Consider the following 14,301-nt stretch of genomic DNA (forward strand, 5'->3'; position numbering starts at 1 on the left):
GGTGGCGGAGGAGGTGGGATTCGAACCCACGGTACGCTCTCACGCACGCCGGTTTTCAAGACCGGTGCAATCGACCACTCTGCCACTCCTCCGTCGGCGGGTGGCGTAAGGGGATCCGAGCGATTCTGGAAGCACAATCAGGAATGTGGAAATCCGCCGAACGGCCGCGACAGTGCTTTCACAACGCGGCCCACCGGTCTATCTTGCTAGCTGGATGGCATGCGATAGCCGGAGGTCCCGGCACGGAGGCTACCGAAGGCCTATTTAGCGGGGCTGGCCGGCCGAGCGTGGCCGCATTACCGAACCACAAGACCGGGCAACCGGCACGGAAACGACAAGGGCACGACATGACAGGCACACCAGGACGACACACGCGCACGGCCCTGTTTGCGGGGGCCGCGCTTCTGGCGCTGACGGGCTGCGACGGCGACGGCGGCTTCGATTTTGGCGCAGGGACGTCGCCGGGCGCGCAACCGCCGCAGGAGAACGCGGCCGACGGCCAGTCGGTCCAGTTGGTCGAACGGGACGTCGAGGCGCCCGAGGTCTTCCAGGTCACTGAAGAGGGCCTGTGGGACGGACGCCCCTCGCTGGGCGGGGTCTGGGTGGCGCACCCCGAGGTCGACGCCCCCGAGCGGGTCATCATCCGCAACCAGGAGAACGACAGTTTCGTCATCGGCGCCCTGTTCCGGCGCGAGCGCGAAAACCCGGGGCCGCGGTTGCAGGTGTCTTCTGACGCCGCAGCCGCGCTCGAAATGCTGGCCGGCAACCCGGCCGAGCTTCAGGTCACGGCCCTGCGTCGCGAGGAAGCGGCCGCGCCAGACCCCTCCCCGACCGCAGATTTCGACACCCCCGAGAACATTGCCGCGGCCCCGCTCGACGTCGACGCGCCGGGGGACGAGACAGAGACTGACCCGATCGCCGGGGCTGCAGCAGCCATAGAGGCGGCGGACGCGTCCGACGCCCCCTCTACCGCTGCCCCGGACCCGGCCCCCGACCCCGCGGGCGGTCTGGAGAAACCCTACGTCCAGATCGGGATCTTTTCGATCGAGGCGAATGCCACCCGCACCGCCGACCGCCTGCGCGGCAACGGAATCGTGCCGACCGTGCTTGAACAAGAAAGCCAGGGGCGCACCTTCTGGCGCGTCATCGTCGGCCCGGCCACCTCGGCCGAGGACCGCGCCGCAATCCGCGAGCAGGTGCGCGGCATGGGGTTCTCGGACGCCTATTTCGTCACCAACTGACCCGACCGGACACCCAAGGACGCCCCCCGCCATGATCCGCCTGATCCCGACCCCGTTCCTGCTGGCCGCCGCGATAGTGCTGGCCGTGGCGCAGGCCCCGCTGGCCCAGAGCTTCGACACCCGCGCCGAAGCCGCTTTTGTCCTCGACCAGACCACGGACACGGTGTTGCTGGAAAAGAACGCCGACAGGCCGCTGCCGCCGGCCTCGATGTCCAAGCTGATGACGCTCTACATGGCCTTCGAGGCCATTGCCGACGGCCGGCTGGGCGTGGACGACGTTCTGCCGGTCTCGCAGCACTGTTTCGAATACCGCGGCTCAACGATGTTCCTGGACCCGACCGACCGCGTCCGGGTCGAGGATCTGCTGCGCGGGGTCGTGGTGCTCTCGGGCAACGATGCCTCCTGCGTGCTGGGCGAGGCGCTGTCGCCGGATGGCACCGAAGCCGGGTTTGCCCGGCTGATGACGGCCCGGGCCGAAACCCTCGGGATGACGAATTCGACCTTCACCAATTCCAACGGCTGGCCGGCGGCTGGGCACCGCATGTCCATGCGCGACCTCGGCATCCTCGCCGACCGGGTCATCACCGATTTTCCAACGTTCTACCCGCTCTTTGCCGAGCAGCGGTACGAATTCGACGGCCGCGCGCCGCAGAACGTCAGCAACCGCAACCCGCTGCTGGGGCTTGGGATCGGCGCCGACGGGCTGAAGACCGGCCACACCGAAGAGGCGGGCTATGGCCTGGTGGGCAGCGCCAAGCAGGGCGACCGGCGCATCATCTTCGCCATAACCGGGCTGGCCACCGCCCGCGCCCGCGCCGAGGAGGCCGAGCAGATCATCAACTGGGCGTTCCGTCAGTTCGCCGAACGCAGCGTGGCCGAGGCCGGGACGCGCCTGGCCGAGGCCGAGGTCTGGCGGGGCGAACGCCCGCTCGTGGGGCTTTCGGTGAAGGAAGATCTGTCGATGCTGGTTCCCCTGACGGCCGCCAGCGACATCGAAGCCGAGGTCGTCTACGACGGCCCCGTCCCGGCCCCGATCGCGTCGGGCGACGAGATCGCCGAGTTGGTGATCCGGCTGGACGGGTTGCCCGAGACGCGCGCGCCGCTGGTCGCGGATGCGGACGTGGCGCGCGGGGGCTTTGCAGCACGGCTGCGGGTCGCGGCCGACGTGCTGATGGGCAAGTTTCTTGACAACGCCGGGACCGACGCCGAGGACGGCGCCTGAGTTCAGGGCTTTTCCGGGCGGATCCGCATGTTCATCACCTTCGAAGGTATCGACGGCTCGGGCAAGTCCACCCAGGCGCGCCTGCTGGCCGACCGTCTGCCCGAGGCCCTGCTGACCCGCGAACCGGGCGGCAGTCCCGGTGCCGAGGAGATCCGCCGGCTGCTGCTGACCGGCGACCCCGGCCGCTGGTCGGCCGAAACCGAGATCCTGCTGTTCACCGCAGCTCGCCGCGACCACCTGGAAAAGACCATCCAGCCCGCGCTGGAGGCGGGCAGGACCGTGATCTGCGACCGCTTCGCCGATTCGACCCGCATCTACCAGGGCGCCACCCGCGGCGATCTGCGCGCACGCGTGGACAGGCTGCACGCGCTGATGATCGGGCGCGAGCCCGACCTGACCTTCGTCATCGACATGGACCCGGCCGTGGCACTGGACCGTGGCCTGGCCCGCGCCTCGGGCGAGGACCGCTTCGAGGCGTTCGGGTTGGGCTTTCAGGAAACGTTGCGCCACGGATTCCTGCAACTGGCCCGCGACACCCCCGGGCGCTGCGTGGTGATCGACGGCAACCGCGACGCGCAGGCCGTGGCCGAAGAGATCGCCGCCCAACTGGCCACACGCGAGGGGGCCTGATGGCCACCGCCCCCGAGGACCGCCCCCTGCCCGACCAGGTCGACGGTGCGCCGCACCCGCGCGAAACGCGGCAGGTTTACGGACAGGACGCCGCCGCGGCCGAGTTCCTGGACAGTTTCAACGGCGGGCGGCTGCACTCGGGATGGCTGATCACCGGGCCGCGCGGGGTGGGCAAGGCCACGCTGGCCTGGAAAATCGCCGGGTTTCTGCTGTCGCACCCCCCCGAGGCCCCCGACGCCGGGCTGTTCGGAGATGCCCCCCCGCCCCCCGACCGGCTCGACGTGGACCCCGACCACCCCGACATGCGGCTTCTGGCCTCGGGCGCGCATCCGCGGCTGTTCGTTCTGCGCCGCGGCTGGGACGACAAGACCGACAAGCTCAAGACCGTGATCACGGTCGAGGAGGTCCGCAAGCTGCGCGGGTTCTTCGGCCTGTCGGCCGCCGACGGCGGGCGGCGGGTCGTCATCGTGGACGCCGCCGACGAGATGAACGTCAACGCTGCCAACGCGATGCTCAAGCTGCTGGAAGAGCCGCCGGAGGGTGCGACGATCCTCATGGTGGCGCATCAGCCGTCGCGGCTGCTGCCGACGATCCGCTCGCGCTGCCGGGTGCTGCGCTGCGGGCTGCTGCCCCCCGACGCCATGGCACAGGCCTTGGCCCAGGCCCACAGCCACACCGACGCGCCGGGGGCGCTGGCGGCTCTGACCGGCGGCTCGGTCGGCGAGGCGATCCGGCTGATCAACCTAGACGGGCTGGCGATCTACGCCGACCTGGTCGGCCTGTTCGACAGCGCCACCGGCTTTGACCGGCCCCGGGCCATCAAGCTGGCCGAAAGCTGCGCGGGCCGGACGGCCGAGGCGCGGTTCACGCTCACCCTCGACCTGATCGACCGTTTCCTGTCGCGTGCCGCGCGCACCGGGCTGGAGGGGCCGCCGGCCGACCAGGGGGCCCCGGGCGAGGCCCGCCTGCTCGCCCGCCTCGCGCCCGATGCCCGCGCCGCGCGGGCCTGGGCCACGCTGGCGCAAGAGGTCTCGGACCGGACCCGCCACGGCAAGGCGGTCAACCTTGACCCTGCCCTGCTCATTCTAGATACCGTCTTCAGGATCGAGCAGACGGCGCAAGGCACCGTCGCCGATGCCACCACAGCCTGACAGGGTGCCATGACCCAAGCGCGACTCGTCGACAGCCATTGCCACCTTGATTTCCCCGATTTCGAGGGCGAATTGCCCGATGTCATCGAAAGGGCCCAGGCCGCCGGCGTCGCCCGCATGGTGACCATCTGCACCCGCCTGCGCAATGAGCCGCAGGTGCGCGCCATCGCCGAGGCGCACGACCCGGTGTTCTACGCCGCCGGCACCCACCCGATGAGCGCGGGGGACGAACCGTTGGCCCGCGTGGATGAGTTGGTCGCGCTGGCCCGCCACCCCAAGTTCGTCGGCATCGGCGAGACGGGGCTGGATTACCACTATACCGCCGAGAGCGCCGAGGCGCAGCGCCGCTCCCTGCGCGTCCACATCGACGCCGCGCGCGAGACGGGCCTGCCGCTGATCATCCATGCCCGCGACGCCGACGACGACATGGCCGCGATCCTGCGCGACGGCTATGCCGACGGCCCCTATCCTTGCGTCATGCACTGCTATTCCTCGGGACCGGAGCTGGCGCGCGCGGCGCTCGACATGGGCTTCTACCTGTCGATGTCCGGCATCGCGACCTTTCCCAAGTCGCAGCAAGTGCGAGATATCTTCGCCGCCGCGCCGGTCGATCGGGTGCTGGTCGAGACCGACAGCCCCTACCTGGCCCCGCCGCCGCATCGGGGCAAGCGCAACGAGCCAGCCTACACCGCGCATACCGCCCGTGTCGGCGCCGAGGTCTTCGGCATGGACCCCGACGATTTCGCCCGGCAGACGGCCGAGAATTTCGACCGCCTCTTTGCCAAGGCGGCGCAGTGGCAGGCGGCCGCCTGATGAGCGAGATCACCCTGCGCATACTCGGCTGCGGCTCCTCGGGCGGCGTGCCGCGCCTTGGCGGGCTTTGGGGCGATTGCGACCCGCAGGATGCGCGCAACCGGCGCACGCGCTGTTCGCTCCTCGTCACGCGGGCAGGGCCAGAGGGCACCACGCGCGTGCTGATCGACACCTCGCCCGACCTGCGCCAGCAACTGCTGGACGCGGGCGTTGGCGAACTGGACGCCGTCCTTTATACCCATTCGCACGCCGATCACGTCCACGGGCTGGACGATCTGCGTATGATCGTCTTCAACATGCGCCGCCAGCTGGATGTCTGGGCAGACGGTGACACCGGCCAGCAGCTGTTGTCGCGCTTCGGCTATGCCTTCGTGCAGCCCGACGGCTCGCCCTATCCGCCGATCTGCAACCTGCACACCATCGACGGCGACGTCACCATCGACGGCGCGGGCGGGCCGATCACCTTCACCCCCTTCGCGGTGGAGCACGGCACGATCGAGGCCCTGGGGTTCCGTATCGGCAACGCGGCCTATCTGCCCGATGTGGCGCATATCCCCGACGCGGCCTGGCCGCTGCTGGAGGGGCTTGACCTGTGGATCCTCGACGCGCTGCGCCGGGACCCACACCCCACCCACGCGCATCTGGCCAAGAGCCTGGAATGGATCGCCCAGGCCGCGCCTTCGCGCGCGGTGCTCACTAACATGCATATCGACCTGGACTGGGCCACGGTCGCGGCCGAGACGCCCGCCAATGTCACCCCCGCCCACGACGGGATGACCCTGACCCTGCCCGGCTGAGGCCCCGTGGGCGCGCTGGCCTCGGTGATCGCGCCGGTCTTTCTGGTGGTGGGGGCGGGCTATCTTGCGCGCTGGCGGGGCTGGATGACCGACAGCGGCATCGACGGGTTGATGACCTTTGCCCAGGGCATCGCCATCCCGCTGCTGCTGTTCCGCGCGATCGCGACGCTGGAGCTGGGCCGGGATTTCGACGTCGCACTGCTGCTGGCCTTCTACTGCGGCGCGCTGGCCGGGTTCCTGGCGGGGCTTGCCGGGGCGCGGGCGCTGTTCCGGCGCAGCTGGGAGGACAGCATCGCCATCGGCTTTGTCGGGCTCTTCTCGAACTCGCTGCTGCTGGGCCTGCCGATCACCGAACGGGCCTACGGCACCGGGGCGCTGACGGCCAACTACGCCATCATCGCCCTGCACGCGCCGTTCTGCTATGCTATCGGCATCACCGCGATGGAGATCGCCCGGGCGGGCGGAACACCGGCCCGCGCGCTGCCCGGCAAGGTGGTGCGGGCGATCTTTTCCAACGCGCTGGTGCTGGGGATCACCGCCGGCTTTGGGGTAAACTTGGCCGGGGTCGCCCTGCCGGCGGTGATGACGGATGCCGTTGATCTGCTGGTCCGGGCCGGTATCCCGGCGGCGCTTTTCGGGCTGGGCGGGGTGCTGCACCGCTACCGCCCCGAGGGCGACATGCGCGTGATCCTGTTCATCTGCGCCATCTCGCTGGTGCTGCACCCGGCGATCACCTTCGGGCTGGGCCGGGCGCTGGGCCTGTCCACAGACGGCTTGCGCTCGGCCGTTCTCACCGGCGCCATGGCCCCGGGCGTGAACGCCTACCTCTTTGCCAATCTCTACGGGGTTGCCCGGCGGGTCGCCGCCTCTGCCGTGTTGATCGGCACCGGGCTGACGATCCTGACGGCGACCGTCTGGCTGTCGATCCTGCCCTGACATGAAAAGACCGCCCCGACGGGGCGGCCCTTCGCCATTGCCGCGAGCGGCTCAGCCGGGGCTCATGCCGCGCAGCTTCTCGGAGCGGCGCCGCAGCACCTCGACCGTCGTCAGCAGGCAGATCGAGATGGTCACCAGGATCGTCGCCGCCGCGAGGATCGTCGGGCTGATCTGTTCGCGCAGGCCGGTAAACATCTGCCACGGCAGCGTCTGCTGCTGCGCCGAGCCGACGAAGAGCACGACCACTACCTCGTCAAACGAGGTGATGAAGGCAAAGAGCCCGCCCGAGATAACGCCCGGCAGGATCAGCGGCATCTGCACCCTGAAAAACGTCGTCACCGGGTTGGCGCCCATGTTCGCCGCCGCGCGGGTCAGCGACGGGTCAAAGCCGACAAGTGTCGCCGTCACCGTGATGATGACGAAGGGCACGCCGAGGGCGGCATGGGCCAGGATCACCTTGACGTAGCCGACGAAGGTCTGGTTCAGGCCGAGGTTCGCCTCAAGCCAGTTGCCCAGCGGCGCGTAGAAAAAGAACATGCCCGTCGCCGAGATGATCAACGGCACGATCATCGGCGAGATCAGCACCGCCATGATCGCCTGGCGCCCCGGCACATGGGTCTGCGACAGGCCGATGGCCGCCAGCGTGCCCAGGCTGACCGAGATCAGCGTCGCGAAGGGCGCGATGATCAGCGAGTTCTTGAGCGGCGTCATCCACTCGGCCCCCGAGACGCCCCACATCTTGCCGACCACGACACCGATCAGCGCGCCGACGACGGCAAACACGACGACCCGCGCAAGCCCGCGCTGGACGTTGGGCAGCAGCTGCACCAGCGCGCCCAGCACGGCACCGATGACGGCCCCGTAAAGGATGCCCTGCACCGGGTGGCCGCCGCCGCTGAAGAACTCGCGGTAATGCTTGAGGCTGTAACCCTCGGCCTGAAAGGCCAGCATTTCCGGCGTGAAGGTAAAGAAGTTCTCGGCGTTGAAGCTCAGCCAGATGACCGGGAACAGTGGCGCGACCAGGAAGAAGAAGACGAAGGCACAGATGAACAGGAAGACGTTGTGCCAAAGTGTCTGCCCGGCCGTGTAGTAGATCGGCACCCCGGCGCGGTATTGCCCCGAGCCGATCCAGGTGGCGAACCACCCCATCGACAGCCCCATCACCGCGCCGCCGACAAGCCCGCCGATTCCGCCCGCGATAAGGCCCGCGAGGGCGAAGACCGCGCAGGTTCCCCAGACCTTCTGCCAGAGCCGGACTTGCACGATCTGCGCCAGGATGCCGGCCAGCCCGGCCCCGATCACGGCCCCGATGACGAAGCCCAGCCAGGCCTGGCCGAAGATGTTGCCGGTCACGAAACCGAAGCAGGCCCCGAGCACCGCAACCACGGGCATGGTGAAGCTCAGCGGCGGGCGCTTGACGTCCACGGTCAGATTGCTCATGGCCTCAGCCCCCCAGTTTCACGTTGTCGATGCCCACGATCCGGTCATAGAGCCAGTAGAGTGCCAGCACGACCACCAGCAAGATCGACCCCAGCGCGGCCGCGAGGCCCCAGTTGAGCGAACTGGAGATGTGGTAGGCGATCCGGTTCGAGATGAAGACACCATCGGTGCCGCCGACGATCTCGGGCGTGATGTAGTAACCGATCGACAGGATGAACACGAGGATCGAGCCCGCGCCGATTCCAGGCACCGACTGCGGGAAGTAGACCCGCCAGAAGGCCACGAAATTCGTCGCCCCCAGCGATTTTGCCGCCCGCAGGTAGGACGGGTCGATGGTCTTCATCACCGAGTAGAGCGGCAGGATCATGAAGGGCAGCAGAATATGCGTCATGGCAATGATCGTGCCGGTCTGGTTGTTCATCAGGATCAATCGGTTGGCATCGTCCACGAAGCCCAGCCAGACGAGGATCTCGTTGATGACCCCCTGTTGCTGGAGCAGCACCTTCCAGGCCGAGGTGCGCACCAGCAGCGAGGTCCAGAAGGGCAGGAGCACCAGGATCATCAGCACGTTGGCGGTGCGCAGCGGCAGGTTGGCCAGCAGCCAGGCCACCGGGTAACCCAGCAGGATGCAGGACCCGGTGATGACCAGCGACATGAACAGTGTGCGGTTGAACAGCTTGATGTAAAGCTGGCGGTCTTCCGGCTGGGCCTCGACCCCGTCGGCCCCGAGCTTCATGTCGATGGCCGTCAGGAAATAGCCCGGCGTGTAGTTGGGCGAGTAGACCGAGATCGTCCCCCAGACCTCGGGGTCGAGCCAATCCTCGTCGATCTCGGCAAAGGCCTCGCGGAACGAAGTCTCGGGCAACCGGTCGAGGTTGTCCACGACGGCTTGAAGTTGCGCGGCCCCGGGGCCGTCGTACTCGGCGATGGCGGCGACGGTCTCGGGGTTGCGCAGGTCCATGCCCAGCGCGCCGTAGACGGCTTCCCAGGGTTCCTCCTCGGCGACGACGTCCTCGTCCTCGATGGCCGTCCAGATGGCGAAATCGGTATAGGCGGTGGTCGTCCAAGGCAGCAGGTCGATCATGGCCTGTGACGGCACGAAGCCGACGTCACCGGCGAGGGTGTCGCCTTCCTGGGCCTCCCACATGGCGCGGCGTTCCTCGAGCAGGCCCTCGCCGCCCGCGCCGTTCATCATGTCGTACCAGAAATCCGCCTCCTCGAAGGCAGGGTCGATCTCTTCCAGCGGGTCCTGGAAGGACTCGCCGATGTCGTCGACATTGCGCCCCGAGCTGCGGAATAGCGACGACAGCCCGGATTGTTCGTAATTCAGGCGCGAGCCGAGCTTGGTGTGTTCCTTGGCCTCGTCGGCGTTGAAAAGATCGATGAACAGGTGCTGGAACACGATCTCGTCGGGGGCGTCGCCGCTGTCGGTATCCCAGTCCTGGATCGCCGCAACCGTCCCGGGCAGGGTGTCCGAGACGATCTGGTTCTCGACCGAGCGGAACAGCATCGACAGGATCGGGATGATGAAGGTCAGAACGATGAAGAACAGCAGCGGCGCGATCAGCGCCAGCGCGCGCATCTTCTCGCGCCGCAGGGCCTTGGCGAGGCTCTGCTTGAGCGGCGATCCGTCGGCGGCCAGCACCGGGCCGGTCTCTGTGCTATCACTCATCGCTTCCCCGTCGATCTGCCGGTTGTCCGGTCTGTCTTGTTAAAGGTCCAAACGAATTGGAAGTGGAGGGGCCGGATCACCGGCCCCTCCGATCGGCCGTGCCCTTACTGGGCCAGCCAGGACTGGAACTTGGCGTCGATGTCGTCGCGGTAGTCGGCCCAGAAGCCGTAGTTGAACACAAAGACGTTCTCGCTGTTTTCCGGGGCCGTCGGCATGTGCGGGGCCATCTCGATGCCCAGTTCGGCATGCTCACCCACGAGCGGCGCCGAGGACTCGCGCGCCGGACCGTAGGAGATATAGGCCGCCTGGTCGGCCAGACGCTGGGTGTCGGTGGCAAAGCGGACGAAGTCTTGCACGCGGGCCAGACGCTCGTCGGACAGGCCGGTCGGGATGATCCAGCCGTCAAGGTCGAAGACCTGCGCGTCCCACATCATCTCGATCGGCTGGTCCTGCTCCTCAATCGCCGAGAAGAGCCGCCCGTTGTAGGTCGAGCCCATGAAGACCTCGCCGTCGGCCAGAAGCTGCGGCGTATCGGCGCCGGCCGACCACCAGATCACGTCGTCCTTGATGGTGTCGAGCTTGGCGAGCGCCTGGTCCTGGCCCTCTTCGGTGGCCAGCACGTCGTAGACCTCGTCCTTGGGCACACCGTCGCAGATCAACGCCCATTCCATGTTGTTGATGGGACGTGTTTCCAGCGAGCGCTTGCCCGGATAGGTCTCCAGGTCGAAGACGTCGCAAATGTCGTCGGGGGCATCGACGCCCTCGGGCACCATGTCCGAGCGGTAGCCGAAGGTGATCGAATAGACGATCTGCGGGATGAAGCAGTCGCTGACGATCAGGTCGCCGAAGTCGTCGCTGGCATCGGTGCCGTCCGGCGCAGGGGCCAGCAGCTCGTCATGGTCCACTTCCATGGCCAGGCCCTCGTCGCAAAGGCGCAGCGCGTCGGCGGCGACCACGTCGACCAGGTCCCAGGTGATGTTGCCGGCCTCGTTCATGGCGCGCAGCTTGGCAACGGCCTCGTTCGAGGACTCGTCCCAGGTGATCGAGACCTCCGGGTTCATCTCCATGTAGGGTTTGGCGTAGGCCTCGATCTGCGAGTTCTGGTAGGCCCCGCCCCAGCTGACGAGGGTCATGTCGTCAACCATGTCCTGGGCACCGGCCATGGAGCCGGCGGCGCAAAGCGCGGTCGTCGCGGTGAAAGTCGTGAGAAGTTTCATTTCATACTCCCGTATGTCTCCCGGTTTCATTGGTTTCGTGCGAACGGCAACCGGGTCAGGGCCGTCGCGCGTGTGCCGTGCCGCTGCGCCCTTACGGGTCGAGGGCACGACAATCCTCTGCCAGCCAGCCGATCTTGATCTTCTGGCCGGGTTGCAGGCGTTGTTGGTCGGGGGCGTTGCGGGTCTTGATGATGAAATCATCCTTGCCCGCCACCCGCAGCCGTGTGCGGAAAATGTCGCCCATGTAGATGAATTCCAGCACTTCGGCATCGAGGGTATGCGCGCCCTCCTGCAGGCGCGACTGGTCGATCTCGACCCGTTCCGGCCGGATCGACACGAGGGTCCGGTCGCCGACCTTGTCGACGTTGACAGGCTTGGCGTCGATGACCTCGCCGTCGTCGAGCGCGACGATGCAGGTCTCGCCCTTGAGTTCCTTGATCGTGCCCTCCAGCGTGTTGTTTTCGCCGATGAACTGCGCCACGAAGCTGTTCTCGGGGCTTTCATAAAGCGTGTCCGGCGCTGCGAGCTGCTGGATCTTGCCGTCGTCGAAGACGGCGACGCGGTCCGACATTGTAAGCGCCTCGGTCTGGTCGTGGGTGACGTAGACCGTGGTGATCCCGAGGTTGTGCGCCAGGTGCGTGATCTCGAACTGCATCTTCTCGCGCAGTTGCTTGTCCAGCGCGCCCAGCGGCTCGTCCATCAGCACCAGCTCGGGCTCGAACACCAGCGCACGGGCCAGGGCCACCCGCTGCTGCTGGCCGCCCGACAGCTGCGCCGGCCGGCGGCCCCCGAAATCGCCCATCTCGACCATGTCGAGCGCGCGGCGGATTTTTTCCTCGCGCTCGGACTTGCCGATATTGCGCACCTCCAGCGGGAAGGAGAGGTTCTCGGCAATCGTCATGTGCGGGAACAGGGCGTAGTTCTGGAAGACCATGCCGATCCCGCGCTTGTGCGGCGGGATATCGTTGATCGACTTGCCCCCCAGCCGAATGTCGCCGTGGGTCGCAGTCTCGAACCCCGCAAGCATCATCAGGCAGGTGGTCTTGCCCGAGCCGGAGGGCCCGAGCATGGTCAGGAATTCGCCGCGCGGCATCTCGAGGTTGAGGTCTTTGACGACGAGCGTCTCGCCATCGTAACTTTTCTGCACGCGCTCAAATTCCACGAACGCGTCGTTGGATGCACCATCGGCCAAGCCGTGTCTCCCTGTTACCTGGCAGCTTGCCGCTGCACTTGCATTGCTAGACTAAAGCAATCCGGGACGCGGATTGCAACGGATTAGATGATTGACGTCGCCGCGGTCCCTGAATCTCGGCATTTGACCTGACTTGGGCCGTTTCGAGGTGCAATTTTCCCGCGAAATTCCGCGTGGTCAGGCGTTTTTCCCGTCGAAACTTCCGTTCAACTGCGCAACCGGCAGGGTCACGACGCCCTGTCCAGGGCAACGGGCAGGCCGCCGTCCTCGATCAGGAACCGGATGACCCGGTCCAGCCCGACGCCGCGATCAAGCTGCGCCAGTACATGCGGGCGGCCCTGCCGCGCCTGTCGGGTGTCGGCCTCCAGCCGGGCGGTATCGACGCCGACATGGGGGGCCAGGTCGATCTTGTTGACCACCAGAAAGTCGGACTTGACCAGCCCCGGGCCGCGCTTGCGCGGGATGTCCTGACCGGCGGCGGTGTCGATCACGTAGATGCTCAGGTCCGCCAGTTCCGGGCTGAAGGTGGCCGCCAGGTTGTCGCCACCCGATTCGATCAGCACGAGGTCCAGGTCGGTAAAGGCCGCGGTCAGCTCGGCCACGGCCGCCAGGTTGATAGAGGCATCCTCGCGTATCGCGGTATGCGGGCAGCCGCCCGTCTCGACGCCGCGGATGCGGTCACCGGGCAGCACCTGCGCGCGCATCAGCGCCTCGGCGTCCTCGCGGGTGTAGATGTCGTTGGTGACGACGGCCATCGAGCACCGCGGTGACAGCGCCCGCGCCAGCCCCTCGGTCAGGGTGGTCTTGCCGGCCCCGACCGGGCCGCCAATGCCCACGCGCAGCGGGCCGTTCATGGCTGATGTGGTCATGTGCGGCATATCCTCACGTCTTGCGTTTCATGGGTCAGCGCGGCCAGGTCCCCGGCCAGCGCGCAGCCACCCAGCGCGTCGCGCGGCGCCTCGGCCGCGCGCAGGGCTGTCGCGTGCAGGCGCGGCCCCATCCGGTGCAGCACCGCCTGCGCTTCGGTCTGGCCCAGCGGGACAAGGCGGGTGGCGATAGTCACCAGGTTGCCGGTGAAGGCCTGCAGGTAAAGCGCGATCACGTCCGGCGCGGGCAGGTCCAGCGGCGCCGCCGCCTCGCCCACCGCCACTGCCAGCGGCCGCGCCGGCAAGGGGCGCCCGGTGATCCCGGCGACAGTGCGTGCAAAGGCCGCGCCCTGATCGCGGGCCTCCTGCAGGCGTTCGGCGCAGGGCTGCACGGCGCGGGCCAGATCGTCGGCCTCGGCGGCCCCGCCGCGCAGGGCATGGGCGCAAAGCACCGCGTCCTGCCAGCCCGCGCCGAAGTCCAGCAGGTTGCCCAGCCAACGCTCCAGTGCCGGTGCATCTGCAACGGTGCCCGCGGCGATGGCCGCCTCCAGCCCGTGGGAATAGGCGTAGCCCCCCACCGGAAAGGCGGGCGAGAGCCATTGCACCAGCGCCAGATGCGCGGGCGTCAGCATCATCCGTGCCCGTGGTCATGCATGTGGCCATGGTCATGCCCCATGGTGCGCCCCTTGCCATAGGCCCCGCCCTCGGGGCGGAAGGGGCCGGTGACGGGGGCGAGGTCCGCGCCCAGCCGGGCCAGCATCGCCTCGATCACCGGATCGCGGCGGATCGTCAGGCGATCGGCCCCGATCTGGCAGGGGGTGTGCCGGTTGCCGATGTGCCAGGCCAGCCGCGCCAGATCACCGCGCACCTCGACCAGATCCTCGGGCGCGGCTTCAATGGCCACCGCCCGCCCGTCGGCGAGCGCGAGGCCCCAGTGATCGTCCAGGTTGGTCAGTTCGGGCAGGTCCACCAGAACCGCCAGCCCGCCCTGCCCCACCAGCCGCTTGCGGCGCAGCATCCGCCCGTCGTAATCCAGCAGCACGGTATCGGCCACCTCGGCGGCCGGGTCGGACAGCACCGCGCGGGCCACGGGCAAGTCGGTTACATCAGGCTCAGACATGGGG

General features: G+C 67.9%; 14 protein-coding genes and 1 tRNA gene. 7 read left to right on the forward strand and 8 right to left on the reverse strand.

The window, feature by feature from the left end; all coding sequences use genetic code 11:
- Nucleotides 1–2: 2 nt before the first annotated feature.
- Nucleotides 3–92: transfer RNA gene (locus BU124_RS04550), tRNA-Ser, on the reverse strand.
- 255 nt (nt 93–347) lie between these two features.
- Between BU124_RS04550 and BU124_RS04555 the strand changes: the two genes are divergently transcribed.
- Genes BU124_RS04555 through BU124_RS04585 form a run of 7 tightly spaced genes read left to right on the forward strand, consistent with a single transcriptional unit; the run spans nt 348 to nt 6,790 of the window.
- The gene (locus BU124_RS04555) at nt 348–1,241 is read left to right on the forward strand and encodes an SPOR domain-containing protein (RefSeq protein ID WP_084861280.1); all 894 of its coding nucleotides are present in this window, start codon (nt 348–350) and stop codon (nt 1,239–1,241) included.
- A gap of 31 nt (nt 1,242–1,272) precedes the next feature.
- Entirely contained in the window at nt 1,273–2,463 is a 1,191-nt protein-coding gene (locus tag BU124_RS04560; RefSeq protein ID WP_084861281.1) for a D-alanyl-D-alanine carboxypeptidase family protein, read from the forward strand.
- Between the two features lie 27 nt (nt 2,464–2,490).
- Nucleotides 2,491–3,093 (forward strand): dTMP kinase, encoded by a 603-nt coding sequence (gene tmk / locus BU124_RS04565; protein ID WP_084861282.1) that lies wholly within the window; start codon nt 2,491–2,493, stop codon nt 3,091–3,093.
- Nucleotides 3,093–4,244 carry a DNA polymerase III subunit delta' gene (locus BU124_RS04570; RefSeq protein WP_084861283.1) on the forward strand — a complete coding sequence of 384 codons (1,152 nt, stop codon included), beginning with the start codon at nt 3,093–3,095 and terminating at the stop codon, nt 4,242–4,244. Before tmk ends, BU124_RS04570 begins: the two co-directional genes overlap by 1 nt.
- 9 nt (nt 4,245–4,253) lie before the next feature.
- On the forward strand, nt 4,254–5,057 hold the full coding sequence (locus BU124_RS04575; RefSeq protein WP_084861284.1) for a TatD family hydrolase: 804 nt from the start codon (nt 4,254–4,256) through the stop codon (nt 5,055–5,057).
- Nucleotides 5,057–5,854 (forward strand): MBL fold metallo-hydrolase, encoded by a 798-nt coding sequence (locus BU124_RS04580; RefSeq protein ID WP_084861475.1) that lies wholly within the window; start codon nt 5,057–5,059, stop codon nt 5,852–5,854. The genes BU124_RS04575 and BU124_RS04580 overlap by 1 nt, the downstream gene beginning before the upstream one ends.
- 6 nt (nt 5,855–5,860) lie before the next feature.
- On the forward strand, nt 5,861–6,790 hold the full coding sequence (locus BU124_RS04585; RefSeq protein ID WP_084861285.1) for an AEC family transporter: 930 nt from the start codon (nt 5,861–5,863) through the stop codon (nt 6,788–6,790).
- Between the two features lie 51 nt (nt 6,791–6,841).
- On the opposite strand, the gene BU124_RS14985 is transcribed toward BU124_RS04585, so the two are convergent.
- The 7 genes from BU124_RS14985 to BU124_RS04625 form a co-directional block, all read right to left on the reverse strand.
- A complete protein-coding gene (locus BU124_RS14985) occupies nt 6,842–8,230 on the reverse strand; it encodes an ABC transporter permease (protein ID WP_245831607.1) in 1,389 nt (462 codons plus the stop codon).
- Nucleotides 8,231–8,234: 4 nt separating this feature from the next.
- Complete coding sequence (locus tag BU124_RS04600; protein WP_084861286.1) at nt 8,235–9,902, reverse strand: ABC transporter permease; 1,668 nt, start codon at nt 9,900–9,902, stop codon at nt 8,235–8,237.
- A gap of 104 nt (nt 9,903–10,006) precedes the next feature.
- A complete protein-coding gene (locus BU124_RS04605) occupies nt 10,007–11,119 on the reverse strand; it encodes an extracellular solute-binding protein (RefSeq protein ID WP_084861287.1) in 1,113 nt (370 codons plus the stop codon).
- A 91-nt stretch (nt 11,120–11,210) separates the two neighbouring features.
- Nucleotides 11,211–12,311: an ABC transporter ATP-binding protein gene (locus tag BU124_RS04610; protein ID WP_084861288.1), complete on the reverse strand. Its 1,101-nt coding sequence runs from the start codon at nt 12,309–12,311 to the stop codon at nt 11,211–11,213.
- Between the two features lie 227 nt (nt 12,312–12,538).
- On the reverse strand, nt 12,539–13,180 hold the full coding sequence (gene ureG, locus BU124_RS04615) for an urease accessory protein UreG (RefSeq protein WP_084861477.1): 642 nt from the start codon (nt 13,178–13,180) through the stop codon (nt 12,539–12,541).
- Nucleotides 13,177–13,806, reverse strand: coding sequence for an urease accessory protein UreF (locus tag BU124_RS04620; RefSeq protein WP_084861479.1), 630 nt, complete (start codon nt 13,804–13,806; stop codon nt 13,177–13,179). The genes ureG and BU124_RS04620 overlap by 4 nt, the downstream gene beginning before the upstream one ends.
- Before the next feature lie 2 nt (nt 13,807–13,808).
- Nucleotides 13,809–14,297 (reverse strand): urease accessory protein UreE, encoded by a 489-nt coding sequence (locus tag BU124_RS04625; RefSeq protein WP_084861289.1) that lies wholly within the window; start codon nt 14,295–14,297, stop codon nt 13,809–13,811.
- Between the last annotated feature and the right edge of the window lie 4 nt (nt 14,298–14,301).

Source organism: Salibaculum halophilum, from assembly GCF_002094885.1.
GTDB classification, from domain to species: Bacteria; Pseudomonadota; Alphaproteobacteria; order Rhodobacterales; family Rhodobacteraceae; genus Salibaculum; species Salibaculum halophilum.